This window comes from Janthinobacterium sp. 344 (genome assembly GCF_900112025.1).
GTDB lineage: Bacteria > Pseudomonadota > Gammaproteobacteria > Burkholderiales > Burkholderiaceae_D > Janthinobacterium.
Genome location: NZ_FOKL01000012.1, coordinates 16676 through 41934 on the forward strand (window position 1 = coordinate 16676; position 25259 = coordinate 41934).

At 63.4% G+C, this 25259-nt stretch carries 25 protein-coding genes; 21 read left to right on the forward strand and 4 right to left on the reverse strand.

All coding sequences use genetic code 11. The annotated features are described in order from the left end of the window. Nucleotides 1-156 precede the first annotated feature (156 nt). The 10 genes from BM193_RS24830 (at nt 157) to BM193_RS29315 (ending at nt 9292) form a co-directional block, all read left to right on the forward strand. On the forward strand, nt 157-1113 hold the full coding sequence (locus BM193_RS24830; protein WP_092803047.1) for an amino acid ABC transporter substrate-binding protein: 957 nt from the start codon (nt 157-159) through the stop codon (nt 1111-1113). 100 nt (nt 1114-1213) lie between these two features. Further along, nucleotides 1214-1963, forward strand: a complete 750-nt coding sequence (locus tag BM193_RS24835) for an amino acid ABC transporter permease (protein WP_092803044.1) — start codon at nt 1214-1216, stop codon at nt 1961-1963. 1 nt (nt 1964) lies between these two features. Next, entirely contained in the window at nt 1965-2657 is a 693-nt protein-coding gene (locus tag BM193_RS24840) for an amino acid ABC transporter permease (protein ID WP_092803041.1), read from the forward strand. A 19-nt stretch (nt 2658-2676) separates the two neighbouring features. Next, a complete protein-coding gene (locus BM193_RS24845; protein ID WP_092803038.1) occupies nt 2677-3402 on the forward strand; it encodes an amino acid ABC transporter ATP-binding protein in 726 nt (241 codons plus the stop codon). A 38-nt stretch (nt 3403-3440) separates the two neighbouring features. Then, nucleotides 3441-4889, forward strand: coding sequence for an amidohydrolase family protein (locus tag BM193_RS24850; protein ID WP_254786409.1), 1449 nt, complete (start codon nt 3441-3443; stop codon nt 4887-4889). Between the two features lie 149 nt (nt 4890-5038). Next, entirely contained in the window at nt 5039-6091 is a 1053-nt protein-coding gene (gene pyrC, locus BM193_RS24855; RefSeq protein ID WP_092803032.1) for a dihydroorotase, read from the forward strand. A gap of 7 nt (nt 6092-6098) precedes the next feature. Beyond that, a complete protein-coding gene (locus BM193_RS24860; RefSeq protein WP_092803029.1) occupies nt 6099-6947 on the forward strand; it encodes a DUF3025 domain-containing protein in 849 nt (282 codons plus the stop codon). Beyond that, nucleotides 6940-7941 carry a Gfo/Idh/MocA family protein gene (locus tag BM193_RS24865; protein ID WP_092803025.1) on the forward strand — a complete coding sequence of 334 codons (1002 nt, stop codon included), beginning with the start codon at nt 6940-6942 and terminating at the stop codon, nt 7939-7941. The genes BM193_RS24860 and BM193_RS24865 overlap by 8 nt, the downstream gene beginning before the upstream one ends. Before the next feature lie 11 nt (nt 7942-7952). Beyond that, the gene (locus tag BM193_RS24870) at nt 7953-9167 is read left to right on the forward strand and encodes an MFS transporter (protein WP_092803022.1); all 1215 of its coding nucleotides are present in this window, start codon (nt 7953-7955) and stop codon (nt 9165-9167) included. Continuing rightward, nucleotides 9167-9292: a hypothetical protein gene (locus tag BM193_RS29315; RefSeq protein ID WP_257620246.1), complete on the forward strand. Its 126-nt coding sequence runs from the start codon at nt 9167-9169 to the stop codon at nt 9290-9292. The genes BM193_RS24870 and BM193_RS29315 overlap by 1 nt, the downstream gene beginning before the upstream one ends. 11 nt (nt 9293-9303) lie before the next feature. On the opposite strand, the gene recG is transcribed toward BM193_RS29315, so the two are convergent. Beyond that, the gene (gene recG, locus BM193_RS24875) at nt 9304-11406 is read right to left on the reverse strand and encodes an ATP-dependent DNA helicase RecG (RefSeq protein WP_092803019.1); all 2103 of its coding nucleotides are present in this window, start codon (nt 11404-11406) and stop codon (nt 9304-9306) included. Between the two features lie 199 nt (nt 11407-11605). Between recG and queA the strand changes: the two genes are divergently transcribed. The 8 genes from queA to BM193_RS24915 all read left to right on the forward strand — a co-directional run bounded on the left by queA (nt 11606) and on the right by BM193_RS24915 (nt 19632). Beyond that, nucleotides 11606-12661, forward strand: coding sequence for a tRNA preQ1(34) S-adenosylmethionine ribosyltransferase-isomerase QueA (gene queA / locus BM193_RS24880; RefSeq protein ID WP_092803017.1), 1056 nt, complete (start codon nt 11606-11608; stop codon nt 12659-12661). 1 nt (nt 12662) lies between these two features. Then, nucleotides 12663-13802: a tRNA guanosine(34) transglycosylase Tgt gene (tgt, locus tag BM193_RS24885; protein WP_092803014.1), complete on the forward strand. Its 1140-nt coding sequence runs from the start codon at nt 12663-12665 to the stop codon at nt 13800-13802. 195 nt (nt 13803-13997) lie between these two features. After that, the gene (gene yajC / locus BM193_RS24890; protein ID WP_092803011.1) at nt 13998-14327 is read left to right on the forward strand and encodes a preprotein translocase subunit YajC; all 330 of its coding nucleotides are present in this window, start codon (nt 13998-14000) and stop codon (nt 14325-14327) included. Between the two features lie 91 nt (nt 14328-14418). Further along, complete coding sequence (gene secD / locus BM193_RS24895; RefSeq protein WP_092803008.1) at nt 14419-16284, forward strand: protein translocase subunit SecD; 1866 nt, start codon at nt 14419-14421, stop codon at nt 16282-16284. A gap of 103 nt (nt 16285-16387) precedes the next feature. Beyond that, nucleotides 16388-17410 carry a protein translocase subunit SecF gene (secF, locus tag BM193_RS24900; RefSeq protein ID WP_092803005.1) on the forward strand — a complete coding sequence of 341 codons (1023 nt, stop codon included), beginning with the start codon at nt 16388-16390 and terminating at the stop codon, nt 17408-17410. A gap of 100 nt (nt 17411-17510) precedes the next feature. Next, nucleotides 17511-18233, forward strand: coding sequence for a hypothetical protein (locus BM193_RS24905; RefSeq protein ID WP_217649400.1), 723 nt, complete (start codon nt 17511-17513; stop codon nt 18231-18233). Next, nucleotides 18230-18931, forward strand: coding sequence for a helix-turn-helix transcriptional regulator (locus BM193_RS24910; protein WP_175533413.1), 702 nt, complete (start codon nt 18230-18232; stop codon nt 18929-18931). Before BM193_RS24905 ends, BM193_RS24910 begins: the two co-directional genes overlap by 4 nt. Nucleotides 18932-19005: 74 nt before the next feature. Beyond that, nucleotides 19006-19632, forward strand: coding sequence for a glutathione S-transferase family protein (locus BM193_RS24915; protein WP_092802999.1), 627 nt, complete (start codon nt 19006-19008; stop codon nt 19630-19632). Nucleotides 19633-19773: 141 nt separating this feature from the next. On the opposite strand, the gene BM193_RS24920 is transcribed toward BM193_RS24915, so the two are convergent. The 3 genes from BM193_RS24920 to BM193_RS24930 form a co-directional block, all read right to left on the reverse strand. Then, entirely contained in the window at nt 19774-20622 is an 849-nt protein-coding gene (locus BM193_RS24920) for an HDOD domain-containing protein (RefSeq protein WP_092802996.1), read from the reverse strand. Between the two features lie 285 nt (nt 20623-20907). Next, nucleotides 20908-21192, reverse strand: coding sequence for a hypothetical protein (locus BM193_RS24925; protein WP_034778933.1), 285 nt, complete (start codon nt 21190-21192; stop codon nt 20908-20910). Next, nucleotides 21189-21665: a MarR family winged helix-turn-helix transcriptional regulator gene (locus BM193_RS24930; protein ID WP_175533421.1), complete on the reverse strand. Its 477-nt coding sequence runs from the start codon at nt 21663-21665 to the stop codon at nt 21189-21191. The genes BM193_RS24925 and BM193_RS24930 overlap by 4 nt, the downstream gene beginning before the upstream one ends. 131 nt (nt 21666-21796) lie before the next feature. Between BM193_RS24930 and BM193_RS24935 the strand changes: the two genes are divergently transcribed. The 3 genes from BM193_RS24935 (at nt 21797) to BM193_RS24945 (ending at nt 25249) form a co-directional block, all read left to right on the forward strand. Then, on the forward strand, nt 21797-22741 hold the full coding sequence (locus tag BM193_RS24935; RefSeq protein WP_092802993.1) for a GlxA family transcriptional regulator: 945 nt from the start codon (nt 21797-21799) through the stop codon (nt 22739-22741). A 140-nt stretch (nt 22742-22881) separates the two neighbouring features. Then, nucleotides 22882-24123: an acetylornithine/succinylornithine family transaminase gene (gene astC, locus BM193_RS24940; protein ID WP_092802990.1), complete on the forward strand. Its 1242-nt coding sequence runs from the start codon at nt 22882-22884 to the stop codon at nt 24121-24123. 94 nt (nt 24124-24217) lie between these two features. Beyond that, nucleotides 24218-25249, forward strand: coding sequence for an arginine N-succinyltransferase (locus BM193_RS24945; RefSeq protein WP_092802987.1), 1032 nt, complete (start codon nt 24218-24220; stop codon nt 25247-25249). Nucleotides 25250-25259: the final 10 nt, after the last annotated feature.

Genomic DNA, 25259 nt, shown 5'->3' on the forward strand with positions numbered 1-25259 from the left:
AGCCGATTCCGGCGCGCGGATAGCGCCTATTTGCGGGCAATCACAGAAAACGGCTAGTCCGGCGCTGAAAATGAAATAAAATTAATTCCATTGGTGGCGTTTGCACCACAGTTGTTTCGTTCGGAATCTATCCGGTTTGTCCGCCCAGGAGAATTTATGAAATTGACCAAAATCATCGCCACACTGCTCAGCGTCGGCGTCATCGGCAGCATGGCGCCCGTCCAGGCCCAGGAATTGACGGGCACCTTGGCCAAGATCAAGAAAGCCGGTTCCGTCACCCTCGGCGTGCGCGACGGCTCCGTGCCCTTCTCCTATCTCGATGACAAGCAGCAATATCAAGGCTATTCGATCGACCTGTGCATGAAAGTCGTCACGGCCCTGCAAAAGCACCTGGGCATGAGCGAACTGAAAGTGGTGATGAGCCCCGTCACCTCGGCCAACCGCATTCCACTGATGGCCAACGGCACCATCGACCTCGAATGCGGCTCCACCACGAACAACCTGGAGCGCCAGCAGCAGGTGGCATTCGCCCCGACCATGTTCGTCATCGGCAACCGCGTGCTGTCGAAAAAATCCTCGAACATCAAGACCCTGGAAGACTTGCGCGGCAAGACCCTCGTCGCCACGGCCGGCACCTCCACCATCAAGCAGATGACCATCCTGAACAAGGAAAAGAACCTGGGCATGACGATTGCCGTCGGCAAGGACCATCCCGAATCGTTCCTGATGCTGGAAACGGGCCGCGCGGTGGCGGAAGCCAACGACGACATCCTGCTGGCCTCGCAGGTGGCCAATTCGAAGAATCCGAACGACTACGAAATCACCAAGGAAGCGCTGTCCGTCGAGCCGTATGGCATCATGCTGCGCAAGGGCGACCCGGCCTTCAAGAAGGTCGTCGACGACGCGCTGATCCGCCTGTACAAGAGCGAAGACATCAACCGCATCTACGCGAAATGGTTTACCTCGCCGATCCCGCCGAAAAACATCAACCTGAAATTCCCCATGCCGCCGCAACTGAAGGCCGTGTTCATGAACCCGACCGACTCCGGTGATCCGGCCGCGTATGCGGCCGTGCCCGAAGCGCAGAAGACATCGGACAAACGGAAAAAGTAACAAGACTGCGTAACAAACCGGGGGGCGCAAGCCTCCCGTTTCATTTGCGGGGCGGGCGGCCGGCTGGCCGCCGTCCTCGGGCTGCACGGGAAGGAAGATCATGAATTACAACTGGAATTGGCGCATCTTCTGGGAGATGTCTCCCGATGGCGTCGGCACGTACATGGACACCCTGTGGTCCGGCTTGATCTGGACCCTGGCCACGGCCGGCGCGGCGTGGATCATGGCCCTGATCCTGGGCCTGGTGATCGGCACGGTGCGCACCCTGCCGAATAAATGGCTGGTGGGCGTGGCCAATGCGTATGTCGAATTGTTCCGCAACGTGCCGTTGCTGGTGCAGATGTTCCTCTGGTATTTCGTCATGCCGGAACTGCTGCCGCCCGACCTCGGCGCCTGGGTCAAGTCGCTGCCGAACGCGCCGTTCGTCACCGCTGTCTTGTGCCTGGGATTTTTCACTTCCTCGCGCGTGGCCGTGCAGGTGACGACGGGCATCGAGGCGCTGCCGCGCGGGCAGAAACTGGCCGGCACGGCGCTGGGCCTGACCCTGCCGCAAACCTACCGCTACATTTTGCTGCCGATGGCCGCGCGCGTCATCATGCCGCCGCTGACCAGCGAGTTCTTGAACATCATCAAAAACAGTTCCGTGGCATTGACGATCGGCCTGATCGAACTGACGGCCAGCGCGCGCGCCATCCAGGAATTCTCGTTCCAGGTATTCGAGGCGTTTTCGGCCGCCACCATCATCTACATCGTCGTCAACCTGCTGGTGGTCGTGCTGATGCACCTGATCGAGAAAAAGGTCGCCATCCCCGGCTTCATCGTCGCCGGCGCCAAGACGGGAGGACACTGATATGTTCGGTAATTTCGACTTCGATGTCATCTCCCGTTCCTGGGTCTACCTGTTCCAGACCGGCATGGTGTTTACCCTGAAACTGACGGCGCTGGCCATGGTGGGCGGCATCGTGCTGGGCACCGTGCTGGCGCTGATGCGCCTGTCCGGCAACCGCATCATTTCCGGCGTGGCGTCGAGCTACGTCAACCTGATACGCTCGATCCCGCTGGTGCTGGTGATCTTCTGGTTTTATTTTCTGGTGCCGTATATCGCCGCCTGGATCATCGGCGCCAACGAGCCCGTGAAAGTGGGCGCGTTCTCGTCCGCGCTGATCACCTTCATCATGTTCGAGGCGGCCTACTATTGCGAGATCATGCGCAGCGGCATACAGTCGATTCCCCGCGGCCAGGTGTGGGCGGGCCAGGCGCTGGGCATGAACTACCGGCAGACCATGGGCAGCATCGTGCTGCCGCAGGCCTTCCGCAACATGATCCCCGTGCTGCTGACGCAAACCATCGTGCTGTTCCAGGACGTGTCGCTCGTGTACGTGCTGTCGATCCCCGATTTCGTCGGCGCCGCCTCGAAGATCGCGCAGCGCGACGGCCGCCTGGTGGAGATGTACGTGTTTGTCGCCGTCGTGTATTTCGTGCTGTGCTATGCCTTGTCGTTCCTCGTCAAGCGCCTGCAGAAACGCGTCGCCATCATTCGCTAACCGCAATAGAAAGAACAAGATGATTGAACTCAATAACGTCAGCAAATGGTATGGCCAGTTCCAGGTACTGACCGATTGCACCACCAAGGTTGCCAAGGGCGATGTGATGGTCATTTGCGGTCCTTCCGGTTCCGGCAAGTCGACCCTGATCAAGACCGTCAACGGCCTGGAACCGATCCAGCAAGGGCAGATCGTCGTCGACGGCATCACCGTCAACGACCCGAAAACGAATTTGTCCAAACTGCGCGCGCGCATCGGCATGGTGTTCCAGAATTTCGAGCTGTTCCCGCACCTGTCGATCCGCGAAAATCTGACGATAGGCCAGATCAAGGTGTTGAAACGCAGCGCCGACGAAGCCAATGCCAAGGGCTTGAAATACCTGGACCGCGTGGGCCTGCTGTCGCAGCAGGACAAATTCCCCGGCCAGCTGTCGGGCGGCCAGCAGCAGAGGGTGGCGATCGCCCGCGCGCTGTCGATGGACCCGATCGCCATGCTGTTCGACGAGCCGACATCGGCGCTCGACCCGGAGATGATCAACGAAGTGCTCGACGTGATGGTGGGCCTGGCGCAGGAAGGCATGACGATGATGGTCGTCACCCACGAAATGGGTTTTGCCAAACGCGTCGCCAACCGCATCGTCTTCATGGACCAGGGCAAGATCATCGAGGATTGCAGCAAGGATGAGTTTTTCAACACCACGCGCTCGGACCGCGCGCGCGATTTCCTCGCCAAGATCATCCATTAATTTTCCTTTACCTTTGAAGTTGAGTACCAATGCCTGTCATGAAAAAAATAGCCGGCGCGATGCTGGCACTGGGTTTCCTGGGCCAGGCCCACGCGGCGGACAAGATCGCCGTCGATATCGCCCTGCGCGACGCCACCCTGATCGACGTTGCCGGCGGTCGCGCCGTCACGGGACAATCCGTGCTGCTCAAGGGCGACAGCATCGTCGCCGTCGTCGATGACGCGCAGCTGCGCGACTACGCGCCCAAGCAAACCATCCGCCTGCCCGGCAAATACCTGATGCCGGGCCTGTGGGATACGCACGTGCATTTCGGCGGTGGCCCCGAGCTGATCGACGAAAACAAGCAGCTGTTGCCCCTGTACCTGGCGCACGGCATCACCACGGTGCGCGACTGCTCGGGCGACTTGCCCGACACGGTGCTGGCATGGCGCCAGCAGATCAACGCGGGCCAGCTGCAAGGCCCGACGATCTTCACGTCCGGCGCCAAGCTCGAAGGCATCAAACCCCTGTGGAAGGGCACCATCGAAGTGGGCACGCCGCAGGAAGTCACGCGCGCGCTCGACGGCCTGCAGGCGCAGCAAGTGGACTTCGTGAAGATCACGGAAAACACCCTGAAGCCGGAGCTGTACCTGGAAGCGCTGCGCCAGGCGCGCGAGCGGGGCATGCGCACTTCGGGCCATATCCCCGTGCAGCTGACCTTGGAGCAGATGGCCGACGCAGGCCTGGGCACGATCGAGCACCAGTCGTATTTGCTGCGCGCCGCCACGCCGCGCGAACAGGAACTGACGGCCAAGGTGGCCGCCGGTACCTTGAGCGGCCGCGAAGCCATGCGCGAGAGCCTGCAAAGCTACGACGAGCCGACGGCGCGCAAGGCCTTCAGCTACCTGGCCGCGCGCGGCACGGCCATCGTGCCGACCCTGTGGGGTTCGCGCGTGACGGCTTACCTGGACCGTGAAGACCATACGCACGATCCGGCCCTGCAATACATCGGCAAGGGTCTGCGCGCCACCTACGACTGGCGCGTGCAGCGCGCCGCCAAGGATGGCCCGGAAGCGATCGCCCAGCGCCATGCGCAGTTCGAGCAGTCGGCCAAGCTGCTGCCGATCCTGCAGCAGCAGGGCGTGAGCATCATCGCCGGCACCGACGCGGGCTTTTTGAATTCCTTCGACTATCCGGGCCAGGCCCTGCATGATGAAATCGGCCTGTACGTGCAGTACGGCCTGACGCCGCAGCAAGCCTTGCAGTCGGCCGTCATCAACGGCCCCCGCTTCCTGGGCAAGCTGGACCGTTACGGCAGCGTGGCGGCCGGCAAGGCGGCCGACCTGCTGGTGCTCGACGCCAATCCGCTGCAGGACATCGGCGCCACGCGCCAGATCCGCCTGGTGGTCAGCCGGGGCCACGTGTATGACCGCGCCAAGCTGGACCAGATGCTGGCCGAGATCCGCGCCTGGGTGGCCAAGGAAGAGGCGGCGCCCGCCAAGTCCTGATTTTCATCGCCTTCATGGAAAAAGCGGCCGGGTGATACCGGCCGTTTTGCTGTCAGGCGGACAACAGGGGCCAGCTTGCATCGCCTGCGATGCCGCCCCGCGGCTGGTAAAATGGCGCTATTCGCAATGACCGCCTGAAAGCAGCCGCCATGTCCACACTCGATCACATCCCACACTCCATCACCATCACCCGTCCCGACGACTGGCATTTGCACCTGCGCGACGGCGCCGTCATGGCCAGCGTGCTGCCGCACAGCGCGCGCCAGTTCGGCCGCGCCATCGTCATGCCGAATTTAAAACCGCCCGTCACCACCACGGCGGACGCCGCCGCCTACCGCGAGCGCATCCTGGCCGCCGTGCCGCCAGGCGTGAACTTCGATCCGCTGATGGTGCTGTACCTGACGAACAACACCTCGCCCGACGAAATCCGCCGCGCGCAGGACAGCGGCATCGTGCAAGCCGTCAAATTGTATCCAGCCGGCGCCACGACGAACTCCGACCTGGGCGTGACGGATTTGAAGAACTGCTACAAGGTGCTGGAAGTGATGCAGGAAGTGGGCATGCCCTTCCTCGTGCACGGCGAAGTGACGGACCCGGAAATCGACATTTTCGACCGCGAAGCCGTCTTCATCGAGCGCGTGATGCGTCCCCTGCGCAGCGCTTTCCCGGCCCTGTCCGTCGTGTTCGAGCACATCACCACCAAGGATGCGGCGCAATACGTGGCCGAGGCGGAAGGTCCGATCGCCGCCACCATCACGGCGCATCATTTGCTGTACAACCGCAACGAGATTTTCAAGGGCGGCATCCGTCCCCATTACTACTGCCTGCCCATCCTCAAGCGCGAAGAGCACCGCCTGGCGCTGATGACGGCGGCCGCCAGCGGCGACGAGCGCTTCTTCCTCGGCACGGATTCGGCGCCGCACGCGCAAGGCGCCAAGGAAATGGCCTGCGGCTGCGCTGGCTGCTACACGGCCCTGCACGCGATGGAAATGTATGCCGAAGCGTTCGAGCGCGCCGGCGCACTCGATAAACTGGAAGCGTTTGCCAGCTTCCACGGCCCGGCCTTCTACGGCGTGCCGCGCAACACGGACACCATCACCTTGAAGCGCGAAAGCTGGACCTTGCCAGCTTCGCTGCCGCTGGGCGACAGCCATGTGATTCCGCTCAACGCGGGTGAGCAGATCAACTGGAAGATGGTGTAATTACCGCATGCTGCCATCGATAGACTGGAGCCGCCCCTGGTACGCCACGGTGCTGCCAGCGCGGCGGCAACTGGACCTGCAGCGCGACACGGTGATTGCCGCGCTCAATGGGCGGGCGCGGGCGCTGGACTTGCGCAATCCGTCCGGTTTGCCGCTGGCCTTCGTGCCGCAAGCGGACCTGCCCGAAGGCGTGGCCTATGAAGAGTTCATCGGCGCCACGGGCGGCGTGCCCACGCGCGACAATCTGCACGACTTTTTCAACGCGCTCGTGTGGCTGACCTTCCCGCGCATCAAGCGGCAGCTGAACGCGCTGCAGGCGGCGCAGATCGCCTTGTCCGGCGTGGGGAAATCGCGCGGACCGGCGCGCGATGGCGCGACGATTTTCGATGAGAATTCCGCCCTGCTGGTGCTGCGCGACAGCGATGCCGGGCGCGCGCTGGAAGCGGCGCTGCGCGGACATGACTGGCGCAGCGCGTTCATCGCGCAGCGCGAGAAATTTGCCGCCGGCGGCGATGCCGAAGTCTGGCTGTTCGGCCACGCGCTGATGGAAAAACTGGTGGCGCCGCGCAAGGCCATCACGGCGCATACGCGCGTGATCTTCGCGGACGATGCCTATTTTGCGCTCGATGACGCGGCGCGGCGCGCCTGGCTCGATGCGCGCGTGGCGCAAGACCTGGTGGAGCAGGGCTTGAGCACGGCCGACTTCACGCCGCTGCCCGTGCTGGGCCTGCCCGGCTGGAGCGACAATCAGGACGACGATTTCTATAATGACGCGGCGGTGTTTCGCCCGAAACGCCAGCCGTCAAAACCACCACAGCAGGCCACAGGCACTGCGGGAGAGGCGACGCATGGATAAAGTGATCCGCTGGGGCATCCTTGGCACCGGAAAAATCGCCCGCGCGATGGCCCATGGCTTGCGCGATGCGCCCGGCGCGCAACTGGTGGCGGTGGCCTCGCGCAGCAGCGCCGGCGCGCAGGCCTTCGGCGCCGAATTCGGCATCGACACCTGCCATGGCTCCTACCAGGCGCTGGCCGATGATGCGGGCGTGGACGTCATCTACATCGCCACGCCGCACACCCTGCACGCGGAAAACGCTCTCATGTGCCTGGCCGCCGGCAAGCACGTCGTCTGCGAAAAACCGTTCACCATGAATGCGCGCGAAGCGCGGGCCGTGGTCGAGCTGGCACGCGAAAAAAAGCTGTTCCTGATGGAGGCCATGTGGAGCCGTTTCCTGCCCGCCGTGCAGGAGGCCAAACGCATCATCGCCAGTGGCGGGATCGGCGTGCCGCGGCAGGTGCAGGCCGATATCGGCTTCGCCGCCAATTTCCCGCCCGAGCACCGCCTGTTCAATCCTGACCTCGGCGGCGGCGCGCTGCTCGACGTGGGCATCTATCCGCTGTCGCTGGCCGCCTTTTTCCTCGGCCCTGTGGCGCAGGTGCAGGCGCTGGCCGAAATGGGTCCCACCGGCGTCGATGAGCAGGTCGCGTTCTCGCTGCTGCATGCCGGTGGCGGCACCTCATCGTGCGCCTGCAGCCTGCGCGCGCTGACGCCGACGGAAATGACGATTTCCGGCAGCCTGGGGCGCATCCGCCTGCCGAACCGTTTTTACAAGCCCGATCACCTGGTCGTCGAACCGATGGACGGCGAGCGCCGCGTCGTGTCGGCGCCTTACCTGGGCAACGGCTACACGCACGAAGCGCTCGAAGCGATGCGCTGCATCCGCGCCGGCCTGCTGGAAAGCCCCGTCATGCCGCACGCGGACAGCGTGGCGCTGATGACGCATCTCGACACCATGCGCGGCCAGATCGGCCTGGTGTATCGTGCCGACCATGGCGCCGATCCGGCGTAATCAGGAATCCCATGACATTGCCCACTTCCCGCCCCAGCCTGAAAACCGTCCTCATCGCCAGTGGCGTCGTCCTGACCCTGGCGATGGGCGTGCGCCACGGCCTGGGCTTCTGGATGCAGCCGATCTCGCAAGCCAATGGCTGGACGCGCGAAACCTATTCGCTGGCGCTGGCCATGCAAAACCTGATGTGGGGTGTCTTCGGCCCGTTCGCCGGCATGGCGGCCGACCGTTTCGGCACCATGCGCGTCGTCATCATCGGCGCCATCAGCTACATGGCGGGCCTGGTGTGGATGGCGCTGGTAACGCAGCCGACCCTGTTTATCGTCGGCTCCGGCATCTTCATCGGCCTGGCGCTGGCCTGCACGGCGTTTGGCGCCATCAGCGGCATCATCGGCCGCAGCGCGCCACCCGAGCAGCGCTCGTGGGCCTTCGGCATTTCGTCGGCGGCCGGTTCGTTCGGCCAGTTCCTCATGATGCCGGTGGAGCAGCAGCTCATTTCCGCCGTGGGCTGGCAAAACGCCTTTTATGTGCTGGCCGCGCTGGTGCTGCTGGCGATGATCCCGATGGCGTTTTATCTGCGCGAACCGCCCGTCACGCATGCCGGCGGCCCGCAGCAAAGCGTCGGCGCCGCCTTCAGCGAGGCCGTCGGCAACCGTTCTTTCTGGCTGCTGCTGGCGGGGTATTTCGTCTGCGGCTTCCAGCTGGTCTTCATCGGCGTGCACCTGCCCGCCTACCTGAAGGACCAGGGGCTGATGAATCCGAACGTCGCCGTCACGGCGCTGGCGCTGATCGGCCTGTTCAACATCGTCGGCTCCTACTACGCGGGCAAGCTCGGTGGCAAGATCGCCAAACGCCATCTGTTGTCGGCCATTTACGTGGCGCGCGCGGTGGTCATCACGCTGTTCCTGCTGGCGCCCCTGTCCGCATGGTCGGTGTACCTGTTCGCCGCCGGCATGGGCGTGTTGTGGCTGTCGACCGTGCCGCTGACGAACGGCATCATCGCCGGCATCTTCGGCGTCAAGCACCTGTCGATGCTGGCCGGGCTGGTGTTCTTCTCGCACCAGGTGGGCAGTTTCCTGGGGGCCTGGCTGGGCGGTTATCTGTATGAACACCAGGGCAGTTACCACATCGTGTGGATGATCACCATCGGCCTGGGCCTGATGGCCGCGCTGATCAACCTGCCGATCGACGAGCGCGCCGTCAAGCGCACGGCGGTGGCCGCGTAATGGCCAGCTGGCGCACGTGGCTGTGGCGCCTGGCTGGCGCCGCGCTGCTGGCCATCGTCTTCCTGGCCTATCTGCGGCCCGACTTCATGCTCGACCTGGCGAACCGCTTCTGGATGTGCATGTAGGGCGCAGGACCTTACACCTTCAAAAATTCCTCTTTCCCTCCCAGCCAGCGCGCCAGGTGCGCTTCCACGGTGGTGGCGGCGGCGGCTGTGGTGGCGTGCAGCAGGTCGTGCGCCACGTCGCGCGCCTGGTCGACCAGCCATTGATCCGTTTCCAGGTCGGCGAAGCGCAGCATGGCCTGGCCGGACTGGCGCGCGCCGAGGAATTCGCCGGGGCCGCGGATTTCCAGGTCGCGGCGGGCGATTTCAAAACCGTCCGTCGTTTCGCGCATGGTCATCAGGCGCTGGCGCGCCACGCCGCCCAGCGGGCCTTGGTACAGCAGCAGGCAGACGCTGGCCGCCGATCCGCGTCCCACGCGGCCGCGCAGCTGGTGCAGCTGCGACAAGCCGAAACGCTCGGCGTGTTCGATCACCATCAGCGAAGCGTTCGGCACGTCGACGCCCACCTCGATGACGGTGGTGGCCACCAGGACGTGGATATGCCCGGCGATAAAGGCGTCCATCACTTCCTGCTTTTCCGCCGGCTTCAGGCGGCCATGCACCAGGCCCACCTGCAGCGCGGGCAGGGCATCGGCCAGCATCATGTAGGTGTCGGTGGCCGTCTGCAGCTGCAGCGCCTCCGATTCCTCGATCAGCGGGCAGACCCAGTACACCTGCCGGCCTTCCAGCGCGGCCGCATACACGCGGGCGATGACTTCGTCGCGCCGGTTCTGGTCGATGGCGCGCGTGACGATGGGGCTGCGCCCGGGCGGCAGCTCGTCGATCACCGACACTTCCAGGTCGGCGTAATACGTCATGGCCAGGGTGCGCGGGATGGGCGTGGCCGACATCATCAGCTGGTGCGGCACGGCCGCGCTGTCGCCCTTGTTGCGCAGGGTCAGGCGCTGGCCCACGCCGAAGCGGTGCTGCTCGTCGACGATCACCAGGCCCAGTTTGGCAAACAGCACGTTGTCCTGGATCAGCGCATGCGTGCCGATCACCAGCTGCGCCTCGCCCGATTCGATCAGGGCCAGCGCCGCCGTCTTTTCCTTTTTCTTCAGGCTGCCCGTCAGCCACGCCACCTTCACGCCCAGCGGCTCCATCCAGGCGGCGATCTTGCGGAAGTGCTGCTCCGCGAGGATCTCCGTGGGCGCCATCAGCGCGGCCTGGTAGCCGCTGTCGATCGCCTGCGTGGCGGACAGCGCCGCCACCACCGTCTTGCCGCTGCCGACATCGCCCTGCAGCAGGCGCTGCATCGGATACGGCTGGCGCAGGTCGGCGCGGATTTCGTCGAGCACGCGCGCCTGCGCCCCCGTCAGCTTGAAGGGCAGGGCGGCGCCGAAGGCTTCCGATAGCGTGCCGACGATGGGCAGCGAGGCGGCGCCTTTCGAGCGGCGCGCGCGCTGGGCGCGTTTCAGCGACAGCTGCTGCGCCAGCAGTTCATCGAACTTCATGCGCACCCAGGCCGGGTGCGAGCGGTCCATCAGCGCGCTTTCATCGATGTCCTGCGGCGGATAGTGCAGCAGGTGCACGGCGGCGCGGAATGGCGACAGCCGCATCTCGCGCAGCAGGGGATCGGGCAGCGTATCCTGCCAGTCGACGCGGCGCATGGCGTCGGCGATCTCGCGCCGCAGCACGTGCTGCGACAGGCCTTCGCCGGACGGATACACGGGGGTGAGGGCCGTGGGCAGCGGCGCGCCCTCGTTGACCACCTTGTACGTCGGGTGCACCATCTCGGCGCCAAAGAATCCGTGTTTGAGTTCGGCGCGCGCGCGCACGCGCGTGCCTTCGGCCAGCTGCTTGACCTGGCTGCCGTAGAAATTCATGAAGCGCAGCAGCAAATTGCCCGTCTCGTCGGCGATCGTCACCAGCAACTGCTTGCGCGGCTTGAAATTGACTTCGCACTTGGTGACGACACCTTCCACTTGCCACGACTCGCCGCCGCGCAGGCAGGCGTCGCGGATGGTGTAGACCTTGGTTTCATCCTCGTAGCGCATCGGCAGGTGCAGCACCAGGTCCATGTCCGTGCGCAAGCCCAGCTTGGCCAGCCGGCTTTCCGTGCTGACCACCTTTTTGGCGGCTTTCGGCTTCGCGGCGGGCTTGGCGGCAGGTGGAAGATCAGGCTTTGGATCAGGCATAAGCAAGGTTTTGGTGCCATTAGCGCAGGTTTTTATGCCGCTAGCGTAAAATAGAGGGTTGTCCGGCACACCCTGTGCGTACCGCAGTCGTAAATCGTTGCGGCGGATTATTGTAATGCCTGTATAGGCGCACAGTATAGTGCCAGATGTTCCATTGCGCACTCCTAATCATTTTTGACGTACTTTTGAAGCAAAACGCATGTATTCGCTTTCCGATTTCGATTTTAATTTGCCGCAAGAAAACATTGCGCAAACTCCGTTGGCCGAGCGCAGCGCCTCGCGCCTGTTGCATCTGGACGGCGAGACCCTGGTCGACCGCCAGTTCGCCGACATCGTCGGGCAGCTAGCCGCGGGCGACCTGCTGGTGATGAACGATACGCGCGTGCTCAAGGCGCGCTTCTTCGGCGTCAAGGAAAGCGGCGGCAAGATCGAGGCGCTGGTCGAGCGCGTGCTCGACGACCGTACCGTGCTGGCCCAGGTGCGCGCCTCGAAGTCGCCGCCGCCCGGCTGCCGCATCCGCCTGGCCGACGCCTTTGACGTCACGGTGGGCCAGCGCGCGGGCGAATTTTTTACCTTGCACTTCGAGGCCGACGTGTTCGAGCTGATCGAGGCGCATGGCCGTTTGCCGCTGCCGCCCTACATCGAGCACGATGCGGACGAATTCGACGAAACGCGCTACCAGACGGTCTTCAACAAGGTGCCGGGCGCCGTGGCGGCGCCGACGGCGGGCCTGCATTTCGACCAGGCCCTGCTCGACCAATTGAAGGCCAAGGGCGTCAATTTCGCCTATGTCACCCTGCACGTGGGCGCCGGCACCTTCCAGCCCGTGCGCACGGAAGTGCTGAGCGAACACAAGATGCATACCGAGTGGTACACCATGCCGCAGGAAACCGTCGACGCCGTGCGCGCCGCCCAACTTGCCGGGCGCGACGTGGTGGCCGTCGGCACCACCAGCCTGCGCGCGCTGGAATCGGCCTCGCAAAGCGGCCAGCTGGTGGCCGGCAGCGCCGATACGGCCCTGTTCATCACGCCCGGCTATGCCTTCAAAACGGTGACGCGCCTGATCACCAACTTCCATTTGCCGAAGTCGACCCTGCTGATGCTGGTGTCGGCCTTTGCCGGCTATGAACCGATCCGCAGCGCCTACGCGCACGCGATCGCGCAGAACTACCGTTTCTTCAGCTATGGCGACGCGATGCTGCTGACCACGCAGTCGCGCGCCGCGCTGAACCTTGATACTCCCGTGAAAGACTGACATGCTGGAATTTACCCTACTCAAGACCGACACGAGCGGCCTGACCAAGGCGCGCCGCGGCACCTTGAAACTCAACCATGGCGTCGTGCAGACGCCGATCTTCATGCCAGTGGGCACTTACGGCTCCGTGAAAGCCATGTCGCCGCTGGAACTCAACGAGATCGACGCGCAGATCATCCTGGGCAACACGTTTCATTTGTGGTTGCGTCCAGGCAACACCGTCATGGAGAAATTCGGCGGCTTGCACGGTTTCATGGGCTGGAACAAGCCGATCCTGACGGATTCGGGCGGCTTCCAGGTGTTTTCGCTGGGCGCCATGCGCAAGATCACGGAAGAGGGCGTGCATTTCAATTCGCCCATCAACGGCGATAAACTGTTCCTCTCGCCGGAAGTGTCGATGCAGGTGCAGCGCGTGCTGAACTCCGACATCGTCATGCAGTTCGACGAGTGCACGCCGTACGAAATCCAGGGCCGCCCGGCCACCATCGAGGAAGCGGCCAAGTCGATGCGCATGTCCTTGCGCTGGGCGCAGCGCTCGAAGGATGAGTTCCACCGCGGCGAAAACCCGAACGCGCTGTTCGGCATCGTGCAGGGCGGCATGTTCGAAATGTTGCGCGACGAATCGCTGGCCAAGCTGGAAGAGATCGATTTCCCCGGCATCGCCATCGGTGGCCTGTCCGTCGGCGAGCCGAAGGAAGACATGATGCGCATGCTGGCCCACGTGGGCCCGCGCCTGCCGGCCAACAAGCCGCATTACCTGATGGGCGTGGGCACGCCGGAAGACCTGGTGGCGGGCGTATCGAACGGCATCGACATGTTCGATTGCGTCATGCCAACGCGCAATGCCCGCAATGGCTGGCTGTTCACGCGTTTCGGCGACATCAAGATCAAGAACGCCAAGTACAAGGAAGACCAGGCGCCGCTGGACGAGACGTGCAGCTGCTACGCCTGCCGCAACTTCTCGCGCGCCTATCTGCACCATCTGCACCGCTCCAAGGAAATCCTCGGCGCGCGCCTGAACACCATCCATAACCTGCATTACTACCTGGACCTGATGCGCCAGATGCGTGTAGCGCTGGACGAAGACCGTTTCCATGCGTTCACCCTGCAATTCCATGCGGAACGCGCACGGGGAACTTAAGAAATGCTTAGGTTCACGGGCCGCGAGGCCCGGAGCCGATGTTTTCGAGATTGGTGCTTGGACGGGGCGATAAAGCATTGCATAATGCTTTTTTAGCCCCATTTGAAGCTGCCATGCCTGCAATTGCCGGGATGGCCTTTTGTCAATGCTAGAATACAGCGCTGTTTTTTCAAACTGATTAGAACTGGAGTCACCGTGTTTTTCATTTCCAACGCTTACGCGCAACAGACCGATGCCCTCGGCCTCGGCGGCAACCTGACCAGCTTCCTGCCGCTGGTATTGATGTTCGTGGTCATGTATTTCCTGATGATCCGCCCACAGCAAAAACGCGCCAAAGAACAACGGGCGATGATGGACGCGCTGGCCAAGGGTGACGAAGTCGTCACCGCCGGCGGCATGCTGGGCCGTGTTGTCAAGGTAGTGGACGCTTACGTCACCATCGAAGTGGCCAGCGGCACCGAAATCACGGTGCAAAAGAGCTCCATCACCACCTTGCTGCCTAAAGGCACCCTGAAGGCGCTGTAATTCCTCGCCGTCATACTCACATGACGACCGGGGCGGCTATCCGCCGCCCCTCGCGACGCCTCCGACGCTCAACACTGAACGCTGAATCAATATGAATCGCTATCCTGCCTGGAAATACATCATCATCGTCGTCGCCTTATTGCTGGGCGCACTCTATACGGCGCCCAATTATTTCGGTGAATCACCGGCGCTGCAAGTAACCAGCGGCAAGTCGACCGTCAAAGTGACGAGCGAGCTGATGACGCAAGTCGATCAAATATTGACAAAAGAAAACGTCAAGTCGGAAGGTGTCACCATGGACGGCGCCGGCAATCTCGCCTCCGTGCGCGTGCGCTTCGCCGATCCCGATACCCAGTTCAAGGCGAAACTGGTGCTGGAAAAGGACCTGAACACGGATGCCAGCGACCCTGCGTATATCGTGACGGTCAACCTGCAAGCCAATACCCCGATGTGGATGCAGAAAATGCATGCCTTGCCGATGTTCCTGGGCCTGGACTTGCGCGGCGGCGTGCACTTCCTGCTGCAGGTCGATGCGAAAGCCGTACTGAACAAGAAAATCCAGGGCGTCCAGTCCGCCGCGCGTAGCGTGCTGCGCGACAAGAATATCCGCCACGCCGGCATCGACCGCGTGGGCGACAGCGTGCAGATCAACTTCCGCGACGCGGAAACGCGCCTGAAGGCCAAGAATGTGCTGTCGGACCAGATGGCGGAGCTGGCGTTCGCCGATGCGGGCGAAGGCAGCGACCTGAAACTGAACATCACCCTGAAACCGGCGGCCCTGAAAGCCACCATCGATGAAGGTGTGAAACAAAATATCTCCACCCTGTCCAAGCGCGTCAACGAGCTGGGCTTGACCGAGCCGCTGATCCAGCAGCAAGGTCCTGACCGCATCGTGGTGCAATTGCCTGGCGTGCAGGACGTGGCCCGCGCGAAAGCCATCATCGGCCGCACGGCCACCCTGGAAGTGCGCCTGGTCGACGAAACCATCGTGCCCGGCACGGAACTGTCGAGCGCCATTCCGTTCAACTCGGAACTGTTCACTGTGGGCAAGGGCGTGCCTGTCGTGCTGTCGAAAGACGTGATCCTGACGGGCGACTATATCTCCAGCGCCACGGCCAGCTTCGACCAGAACCAGCAAGCGGCCGTGTCGATCGACCTGAACGGCGACGGCGGCCGCAAGATGCGCGAAGCGACGCGCGAACGCGTGGGCAAGCGCATGGCCATCGTGCTGTTTGAAAAAGGCAAGCCGGAAGTCTTGTCGGTGGCCACCATCCAGCAGGAACTCGGTTCGCGCTTCCAGATCACGGGCATGGGCGGCGCGGAAAACGCGAATGAACTGGCGCTGCTGCTGCGCTCGGGCGCCCTGTCGGCACCGATGACCGTCATCGAGGAACGCACGATCGGACCGCAGCTGGGCGCGGAAAACATCGCCAAGGGCTTCCATTCGACCCTGTACGGCTTCATCGCCATCGCCATCTTCATGATCGCCTACTACATGCTGTTCGGCGCCTTCAGCGTGCTGGCCCTGGCATCGAACCTGTTGTTGCTGATCGGCCTGCTGTCGATGATCCAGGTGACGCTGACCTTGCCAGGTATCGCCGCCATCGCGCTGGCGCTGGGCATGGCGATCGACGCCAACGTCTTGATCAACGAACGTATCCGTGAAGAGCTGCGCGCCGGCAATACGCCGCAAGCGGCGATCGCCGCCGGCTTCGACCGTGCATGGGCCACGATTCTCGACTCGAACGTGACCACCCTGATCGTCGGCCTGGCGCTGCTGGCCTTCGGCAGCGGTCCGGTGCGCGGCTTTGCCGTCGTGCATTGCCTGGGCATCCTGACCTCGATGTTCTCCTCCGTCTTCGTTTCGCGCGGCGTGGTCAACCTCTGGTATGGCCGCAAGAAAAAGCTGACGACCTTGTCGATCGGCACGGTCTGGGTACCGGGCACGAGCAAGTAAGCGACGACCCGGCCCTATCCGATAGCGTCAACAGCGAGCGTCAATAGCGATAGCGTCCGGTGGCACAGCCGCCGGACGCACAGAACAGAACTCAGAGGATTTCATGGAATTTTTCCGGATCAAAAAAGATATTCCCTTCATGCGCCATGCGTTGATTTTCAACGTCATTTCGGCCGTGACCTTCATTGCCGCCGTCTTCTTCCTGTTCCACAAGGGCTTGCACCTGTCCGTGGAATTCAAGGGCGGCACCGTGATGGAGGTGAAGTACCCGAAAGCGGCCAACCTCGAAGGCATACGCGGCACCCTGATCGGCATGGGCTATGAAGAGCCGGGCGTGACCAGCTTCGACACGGCGCGCGACGTGATGATCCGCCTGCCGGTGGAAAAGGGCGTCAGCGCCGCGAACACCTCGCAGCGCGTGTTTGAAACGCTGTGCAAGGTCGAGCAGGGCACGACCAAGGGCATCGATACCGTCACCGAGAAGGGCGAGCACGTCATCAAGAGCGCCTGCATGGACGCCGCCGGCAACGAAGCGCTGGTGCTGCAAAAAGTCGAATTCGTCGGTCCGCAAGTGGGCGAGGAACTGGCGCAGAACGGCCTGAACGCGCTGGTGATGGTGATCCTGGGCGTGATGGTGTACCTGGCCATCCGCTTCGAGTGGAAATACGCCGTCTCGGCCATCATCGCCAACCTGCATGACGTGGTGATCATCCTGGGCTTCTTCGCCTTCTTCCAGTGGGAATTCTCGCTGACGGTGCTGGCGGCGATCCTGGCGGTGCTGGGCTACTCCGTCAACGAATCGGTGGTGATCTTTGACCGTATCCGCGAAAACTTCCGCAAGCAGCGCAAGGCGAGCGTGCATGAAGTGATCGACAGCGCGATTACCAGCACCATTTCGCGTACCATCATCACCCACGGCTCGACCCAGATGATGGTGCTGTCGATGCTGATCTTCGGCGGCCAGACCCTGCACCACTTCGCCCTGGCGCTGACCATCGGTATCTGCTTCGGTATTTACTCGTCCGTATTCGTGGCGGCATCGATCGCCATGTGGCTGGGCGTGAAGCGCGAGGACTTGATCAAGCCGGTCAAGGAAAAAGACGAAACCGACGGCGCCGTGGTGTAAGCGCAGCCGGTTGCATGACGAATGGAAGAACGATCACCCCCGCGGTGGTCGTTTTTTTTTGTAACGGATGATGATGAAGCGTTTTTTATGGATGGCGGTATTGGCGGGGGCAAGCGCGCTGGCCGGCGCGGCCGATGTGAGCCGGGTTGACGGCGATACCCTGGCCCTGCGCGGTGCGATCGCCGACGGCGACGTGGACAAGCTGCGCCAGCTGGCCACGCCGGCGACGACCGTGCTGCGCGTGAATAGCGACGGTGGCGACGCGCAGGCGGCGATGCAGCTGGGGCGCTACCTGCGCCAGCGGCAATGGGATGTCGCCATCGATACCGTGTGCGCGGGCAGCTGTGCCCTGTATGTCTTCCCGGCCGCGCGGCACAAGCTGATCCCCGCCGATGCCGTGCTGGCCTTGCAAGCCTCGGCCTTCCTGCGCGCACAGGCGGACCAGGGACAGATGCGCCGCACTCTGGTCGAGGCAGGCGTGGCGGCGGAAGACCTCGATGCTGAAACGGCGGCGCTGGCGCAACAGCTGGCCCACATGGCGGCGCTGGAAGCGGCGTTCGCCGCCGACATGGGCATCGCCCCCGCCTTCTACCGCGATTTCCGCCAGGTGGCGGCGCAGGCGGACCGCGTGCGCCAGCGCTTCCCGGACCAGGAGGCGGCCACTTTCTGGTGGCCCGCGGCGGCGCGCCTGCAGCGCTGCTACGGCATCGCCGGCGTGGACGAAGGTGCGCGCGCGGCGCGCATGCTGCCGGACGGCTATCTGTACGTGCCCGCCCTGTCCGCCCTCGTCATGGGCGACCAGGCCTTGCCGGGCTGCCCATGAGCCGCAGCGGCCGGCTGTTCCTGCTGATGGACGCCATGCGCGCCAAACGGGTGCCCGTCACGGCGGCCCAGCTGGCGCAGCAGCTGGGCGTCTCCGAACGCACGATCTACCGCGATATCCAGACCCTGGCCGAGCTGGGCGCGCCGCTGCAGGGCGAGGCCGGCATCGGCTACGTGCTGCGCCGTGGCTCCTTCCTGCCGCCGTTGATGTTCGGCCCCGATGAACTGGAAGCGCTGGTGCTGGGCGCGCGCTGGGTGCGCCGCCAGGGCGATGCGGGCCTGGCGCAGGCGGCGGAAGCGGCGCTGGCAAAGATCGCCGCCGCCTCGCCGCGCGACCTGCGCGACAGCATGGCCGAGACCAGCCTGTGGGTGCCGCTGGGCCGTCCCGCCGATGGCACGCAGCCGGCCGACCGCTATGTGCAGCCGGTGCGCGAGGCCATCCGCTACGAACAGAAACTCACCCTGGGCTACCAGGATGAACACGGCAGCGCCACCTCGCGCACGGTCTGGCCCTTCGCGCTGGCCTTTTTCGAGGGCAAGCGCCTGCTGGCGGCCTGGTGCGAGCTGCGCGGCGACTACCGCCATTTCCGCATCGACCGCATCGCCAGCGTGCAGCAGCATGGGGAGCGCTATGCCACGCGCCGCCATGTGCTGCTGGACGCCTGGCGCGCAATGTACGATATCGACCCGGAATCCTAATTTGCGCTCCTGACAAAAACTGTCAGTGACTGGTTCTACGATGGGGGCTTCTTCACTCACCGGAGCCACGCACCATGCGCCTGTACCACCACCCCATGTCCTCGAATGCCCGCCGCGCCCTGATGACGGCGATCCACCTGGGCCTGCCCCTGGAGCTGGCCGAAGTCGACCTCATGAATGCCGATGACCGCCGCCGCCTGGGCGAGCTGAACCCGAACGCCAAGCTGCCCGTGCTGGCCGATGGCGATTTCCTGCTGTGGGAATCGTGCGCCATCATGCAATACCTGGCCGAACAGGTGCCGGGCCAGACCCTGTATCCATCGGCGCCGCAAGCCCGCGCCGACGTCAACCGCTGGCTGTTCTGGGCCGCGCAGCATTTCTCGCCCGCCATTGCCGTGCTGGCCTGGGAACGGGCGTGGAAGGGCATGACGGGCAATGGCGCGGCCGACCCGCAGGAGGAGGCGCGCGGCGAGCGCGACCTGCATGCCTGCGCCGTGGTACTGGACGCGCACCTGGCGCAGCGCGACTGGCTCAGCGGCGATGCCTTGACCCTGGCCGATTTCGCCGTCGCCGCGCCGCTCATGTACAGCGAGGCGGTGCGCCTGCCGCTGGCGCGCTATGCGCATATCCAGGCCTGGTTTGCCCGCGTGCGGCAGCTGCGCGCCTGGCAGGAAACGGAAGTGGAACTGGCAGTCGGATAAATATGGCTGCTAAGTGTGTCAACGCACGGAGCCGGCGCCGCCGTACGCCTAAGATAGGGCTGTCTCTTTCAGGACATCCCTAGCTTTGGACTTTACCCGCTTTCGAGCGGGTTTTTTTTTGCCTGGCGTTTTGCCTGGAGGCTAGTGCACCAGCACCTTCAGCAACGATTGCACTTCATCATCCGATTCTTCCAGGATGCTCGACAGGGTCGCATCGTCGCCGATGACGCAGTCGATGCTGCGCGCGGCACGCGCGGCGCGCACGGCGATGGCGGCCGGGCTTTCGTTGAGGGGCGAGGCGACGGGCGCCAGGTCGTTCGCCAGCAGCAGGGTGTCGCCCAGCGATTCGGGCGGGATGGCGCGCAAGCCTTCCCACAGGGACGCGATAGCCTGCATCACGGCTTCCGGCACCTTCAGCTTCGTCAGCACGCCATGGCCGATGGCCTGCTCGCCATGCTCGACCCAGTCCTGCGGTTCGCCGTCCAGGATGCCGGGAAACTCGGCCGCGCGCGACAGCATGTAAAAGCCGCCCACTTCATGCATGATGCCCGCGAACAGGGCCGTATCGGGGTCGACCTTCGTCACGCGCCGCGCGATCACCTGTGCCAGCGCCGCCACGTGGGCCGTATGCTCCCACAGCTGGTTGGCCTTGGCTTGCACGACGGGATCGGTGATCGTGCTGCCCAGCTGGCGCACGATCAGCGACGCCACCACGGACTGCAGGGTGCGCACGCCAAGGCGCTGCACGGCATTGCGCACGCTGGTGATTTCGTTGCCGGAGCGGTTGAAGGCCGCCGAATTGGCGATGGCCACCGTGCGCGCCGCCAGCAGCGGGTCGGCCTGCACCAGCTTGGCGGCCGCCTCGATATGGCAATCGGGATCGGACAGCGCCTGCTGCAGCTTGAGCGAAGCGTCCACATTGGCAGGGAAAGTCAGCTCGCCACGACCGGCAAGTGCAGCGATACTTTTAAAGGCGTCGAGTCTGTTCATTGAAAAAATTATACTCGCAATATTTCCGTACGGAACTTTTTAAGCGTGATCTTTTCGCAAACAGCCTGGCAAAAGGCAAGCAAAGCCTCGTAAACGCAAAATGGGCACGCGTACAGTCGACGCGTGCCCATTTTGAACGACGAAATTCCGAACGCTTGACAAAACCATTGCGAGCGGATGGGATTTGTGGCTAAGAAGCGCCCCCGTACCTTAGTACGGGGGCGCCGAGCCGGTGAGCATCGCAGGCCGCAAAGCGCACCGCGCAGCAGGTTTTGTTACGCGTTGTTAGAGCGATTCGCTGAAGATGGCGTCGCAGCCTTCGACCAGTTCGTCGCTGTCTTCCAGTTCATCCGTCAGGCCCAGGTCGAAGAGTTCCTCGACGGCGTTCATGAAGCTGTTGTGCTTGGTCGCGCCGATCAGGCGGTAGATTTCACCGTCTTCGTTGCGCACGCCGATGATCAGCTTTTCCTGGCGCACCAGTTCCGGCGTGCTAGCGTTGAGCAACAGGTTGCCGATGATGTGTTTATCGAAATGAGCGGGCTTTTTGCCTTCGAGCAATGAGGTTTTCAACTTGTTTCCTTTGTCTTGTTTGAATCTGAGTCGGTGTTGGATGATGGACCGCTGGCAATGGCTTGCTTCAAGCCTGCCAGCGTCGTTTCCAGGTGATTGAAATCGTCGTCCGTGTAATTGGCAAACAGGCGCTGGCCTTGCCTGGTCAGCTTGGGGAACACGTCCTGGAACACCTGTTCCCCTTGTGTACTCAGGCGAACATAGTAGGAGCGCTTGTCGCGTGGACAACGTTCCCGTATGACCAGCCCTTTTTGTTCCAGGCGATCCACCACGCCCGTCAACGTGCCCTTGGTGATCAGGGTTCTCTGTCCCAGTTCCTTGTAGGACATGCCAGAGGTATTGCCGAGCGTGGCAATGATGTCGAATTGCGCATGCGTCAAGCCGTACTGGCGCACGAAGTCGCTAGAAAACCGCTCGAAGTCCTGCATGCATTCGGCCAGCAGCCGGATACTTTTTAAATATCGTTCACCCATGGGGGTGATTATATCCTTCCGCCCCGCTTTTTTCCGCCGCGTCCCGGCGAGTTCTCGCCGCAGGGTCTGGAGTGGGCGGAAGTCCGGTATCATGTGTGCAACTCAGCCCTTGTCCCCCTCCTGCCCCGCCGATGTCTTTCGCTAATCTTTCCCGTATCGGCCTCGACAAACCATTGCGCCTGCTGCTGGTGCACGCCGGCGATGCCGAGTCGATCACCTGGGCCGGACTGGTGCAGCCGCTGCGTTTGTGCGCGCGGGCGCTGGGGCCGCAGGCATTCCAGCTGGAGGTGCGCACGCCCGAACAAGTGGCGCAGCAGGGCGGCAACTGGCATATCGCGCTGCTGGTGGCCGATGAAACGCAAGCGCCGCTGCGCGCCGAGCTGTGCCGGGCCGTGATCGAACGCTGCCGCTCGGCGCCGTTCTGGGGCGGCGTGGGCGCGGCCGTGCTGTGGCTGGCCGACGCGGGCGTGATGGATGGCGTGCGCATCGCCTTGCCCTGGGCCCTGTATGCGGACGCGGAAGCGAAGGCCGAGCGCGCCATCCTGACGCCGCATCTGTTCGACATCGACGGCCCCCACGTCACCTGCTGCGGCGGCGCGGCCAGCATCGACTTTTCGCTGACCCTGATCGAGACCATCTTTGGCGCCGACGTGCAGGCGCTCGTCAAGGAAGCGCTGTGCGTGGACAAGGTGCGCGGCAAGGAGGAGCGCCAGCGGGTGGCCCTGCAGGCGCGTTTCGGCGTCTTGCAGCCTAAGCTGTCCGAAGCGGTGACCTTGATGGAGGCCAATATCGAGGAACCGCTGTCGACCGATGATATCGCCAGCCTGGTGGGCCTGTCGCGGCGCCAGCTCGAGCGGCTGTTCAAGCAATACCTGGGCAGCCTGCCATCGCGCTACTACCTGGAGCTGCGCCTGCAACGCTCCAGGCAACTATTGCTTGATACACATTATTCCATCGTGCAAGTGGGCCTGATGTGCGGTTTTTCCTCCGGTTCGCACTTTTCCACGGCGTTTGGCACCCTGTTCGGCAATACGCCGCGCGAAGAGCGGCAAAGAAAGCTCATGCCCCCAGCTTGATCAAGGCAAGTCAGGCTGTGATGAATTGTGAAAATCCTTGTCGCAGATTCAAAAGAGTTTTAGCATCCCGCTTTTTATAATGCAGTACACACGTAGCTGTCGTAGCTGCGGAGTACCTAACATATTGATGGGGAAATGCTATGAATGCCAAGCTTGATTCGACCGTAACCGCTCGCCCGGTCAGCCGGGAAACCTTTGACCAGGTCCTGGTTCCGACCTACGCTCCCGCTGCCATGGTACCCGTGCGCGGTGCCGGCCTGGATCTGTGGGACCAGTCCGGCAAGCATTACCTCGATTTCACCTCCGGCATCGCCGTCAACAGCCTGGGCCACTGCCATCCGGCCCTGGTCGAGGTGCTGACCCGGCAAATCAACAGCCTGTGGCATTTGGGCAACGGCTACACCAACGAACCCGTGCTGCGTCTGGCGCTGGCCCTGACGGAAGCGACCTTCGCCGACCGCGCTTTCTTCTGCAACTCCGGTGCGGAAGCCAATGAAGCGGCCCTGAAACTGGCGCGCAAGTACGCGCACACCAAGTTCGGCGCCCACAAGTCGCGCATCATTTCCTGCTTCAGCTCCTTCCACGGCCGCACGCTGTTCACGGTCTCCGTCGGCGGCCAGGCCAAGTACACGGAAGGCTTCGAGCCGCTGCCGCCATCGATCGACCATATCGCCTACAACGACATCGAAGCGGCGCGCGCCGCCATCGGCGATGACGTGTGCGCCGTGATCGTCGAGCCGGTACAAGGCGAAGGCGGCGTCGTGCCAGGCAACCCGGAATTCCTCAAGGAACTGCGCGCCCTGTGCGACAAGACCGGCGCCTTGCTGATTTTCGACGAAGTCCAGTGCGGCATGGGCCGCACTGGCGCGTTGTTCGCGTACATGGGCTATGGCGTCACGCCGGACATCCTGACGGCCGCCAAGGCCCTGGGCAATGGCTACCCGATCGGCGCCATGCTGACCACCGACGCGCTGGCGCAAACGCTGGCCGTCGGCACGCACGGCACCACCTACGGCGGCAACCCGCTGGCCGCCACCGTGGCCCTGAGCGTGCTCGAAACGATCAACACGCCGGCCTTCCTGGCGCGCGTCAAGGAAGCCAGCGTCAACACCATCGCCATGCTGCAAGGCCTGATCACGGATTACCCGCAAGTGTTCTCCGCCGTGCGTGGCAGCGGTTTGCTGCTGGGCCTGGTCGTCAGCGATGCCTACAAGGGCCGCGCGAAAGACATCCAGAAAGCCGCCGAAGCGCAAGGCTTGATGGTGCTGATCGCCGGCATGGACGTGGTGCGCCTGGCGCCGGCCCTGATCGTCTCGGACGAGCAGATTGCCGAAGCGGGCCGCCTGCTGCGCGTGGCCATCGACGGCTTGCTGAAAGCCTGAGGCTAGTTTCACTCCCTGTTTGATCACCGGCCCGCCGCTTTGCTGCGGGCCGGCTTGGTTCTACCCCAGCATTGTCAGCATTGAAGGAGTACCCATGTATGTTGTCCGTCCGGTAGAAATTGCGGATATTGCAGCCCTCGAAGCGCTGGCCGCGGTAACCATGCCGGGTGTCCATACCCTGCCGAGGACGCGCGAAAAGATCGCCGCCTCCGTCGAGCGCTCCATCGCCTCGTTTGCCGCCCATGTCGACATCCCCAGCGAAGAGTCCTACCTCTTCGTGCTGGAATCCCTGCCCGAGAAGAGCATCTTTGGTACGGCCGCCATCTTCGCTTCGGCCGGCTCGAACGGCACCTATTTTTCCTTCCGCAACGACGTCATCCAGCAAGTCTCGCGCGACCTGAACATCAGTCACAGCGTGCATGCGCTGACCCTGTGCTCGGAACTGACGGCGTACTCGCAGCTGTCCGGTTTCTATGTGCGCAACATGGAACAGGCGGGCCTGGAAGCGGCCCTGCTGTCGCGCGCGCGGCTGCTGTTCGCCGTGCTGGCGCCGCACCGCTTCGGCGACCGCTTCTTCGTGCCGCTGGCCGGCATCACGGATACCAACGGCCAGTCGCCGTTCTGGGATGCGCTGGGCCGCAAGTTCTTCCAGATGGATTTCCTCGATGCCGAGAAAGTCATCGGCGGCGCGCGCAACCGCACGCTGATCGTCGAACTGATGCCGCATTACCCCGTGTACGTGCCGCTCTTGCCCGGCGATGCGCAGGCGGCCATGGGCCAGATCCACCCGAGCGGCGAACTGGCCTTCAACCTGCTGACGGAAGAAGGCTTTGAAGCCGACGACTACATCGACATCTTCGATGGCGGCCCGATCCTGCAGGCGCACAAGCATGCGCTGCGCTCGTTTACGGGGTCGCTCACGCGCCGCGTGGTGGCCGGCGTCACGCCCAGCCGCACGGGCCTGAAAGTCAATTATGCGATCGCCTCCGGCGCCGAGCGCAATTTCCGCGCCGTGACCTTCGTCTGCGATGCGCTCGAAGCGCAGGACAGCGTCGGCTTGCCGGCCGAGCTGCTCGACGCGCTGGCCGTGGCCGAAGGCGACAGCGTCATTTGCGTGCGTATCTAAGGGAGTCCAT

Coding starts and splice junctions, on each gene's coding strand:
- BM193_RS24860 (WP_092803029.1), top strand. CDS start 6,099: ATGCTGCCATCGATAGACTGGAGCCGCCCCTGGTACGCCACGGTGCTG.
- tgt (WP_092803014.1), top strand. CDS start 12,663: ATGCTGGAATTTACCCTACTCAAGACCGACACGAGCGGCCTGACCAAG.
- secD (WP_092803008.1), top strand. CDS start 14,419: ATGAATCGCTATCCTGCCTGGAAATACATCATCATCGTCGTCGCCTTA.
- BM193_RS24870 (WP_092803022.1), top strand. CDS start 7,953: ATGACATTGCCCACTTCCCGCCCCAGCCTGAAAACCGTCCTCATCGCC.
- BM193_RS24920 (WP_092802996.1), bottom strand. CDS start 20,622: ATGAACAGACTCGACGCCTTTAAAAGTATCGCTGCACTTGCCGGTCGT.
- BM193_RS24835 (WP_092803044.1), top strand. CDS start 1,214: ATGAATTACAACTGGAATTGGCGCATCTTCTGGGAGATGTCTCCCGAT.
- BM193_RS24945 (WP_092802987.1), top strand. CDS start 24,218: ATGTATGTTGTCCGTCCGGTAGAAATTGCGGATATTGCAGCCCTCGAA.
- astC (WP_092802990.1), top strand. CDS start 22,882: ATGAATGCCAAGCTTGATTCGACCGTAACCGCTCGCCCGGTCAGCCGG.
- BM193_RS24850 (WP_254786409.1), top strand. CDS start 3,441: ATGAAAAAAATAGCCGGCGCGATGCTGGCACTGGGTTTCCTGGGCCAG.
- BM193_RS24830 (WP_092803047.1), top strand. CDS start 157: ATGAAATTGACCAAAATCATCGCCACACTGCTCAGCGTCGGCGTCATC.
- BM193_RS24845 (WP_092803038.1), top strand. CDS start 2,677: ATGATTGAACTCAATAACGTCAGCAAATGGTATGGCCAGTTCCAGGTA.
- BM193_RS24935 (WP_092802993.1), top strand. CDS start 21,797: ATGTCTTTCGCTAATCTTTCCCGTATCGGCCTCGACAAACCATTGCGC.
- BM193_RS24910 (WP_175533413.1), top strand. CDS start 18,230: ATGAGCCGCAGCGGCCGGCTGTTCCTGCTGATGGACGCCATGCGCGCC.
- BM193_RS24865 (WP_092803025.1), top strand. CDS start 6,940: ATGGATAAAGTGATCCGCTGGGGCATCCTTGGCACCGGAAAAATCGCC.
- BM193_RS24930 (WP_175533421.1), bottom strand. CDS start 21,665: ATGGGTGAACGATATTTAAAAAGTATCCGGCTGCTGGCCGAATGCATG.
- recG (WP_092803019.1), bottom strand. CDS start 11,406: ATGCCTGATCCAAAGCCTGATCTTCCACCTGCCGCCAAGCCCGCCGCG.
- queA (WP_092803017.1), top strand. CDS start 11,606: ATGTATTCGCTTTCCGATTTCGATTTTAATTTGCCGCAAGAAAACATT.
- BM193_RS24840 (WP_092803041.1), top strand. CDS start 1,965: ATGTTCGGTAATTTCGACTTCGATGTCATCTCCCGTTCCTGGGTCTAC.
- secF (WP_092803005.1), top strand. CDS start 16,388: ATGGAATTTTTCCGGATCAAAAAAGATATTCCCTTCATGCGCCATGCG.
- BM193_RS29315 (WP_257620246.1), top strand. CDS start 9,167: ATGGCCAGCTGGCGCACGTGGCTGTGGCGCCTGGCTGGCGCCGCGCTG.
- BM193_RS24915 (WP_092802999.1), top strand. CDS start 19,006: ATGCGCCTGTACCACCACCCCATGTCCTCGAATGCCCGCCGCGCCCTG.
- pyrC (WP_092803032.1), top strand. CDS start 5,039: ATGTCCACACTCGATCACATCCCACACTCCATCACCATCACCCGTCCC.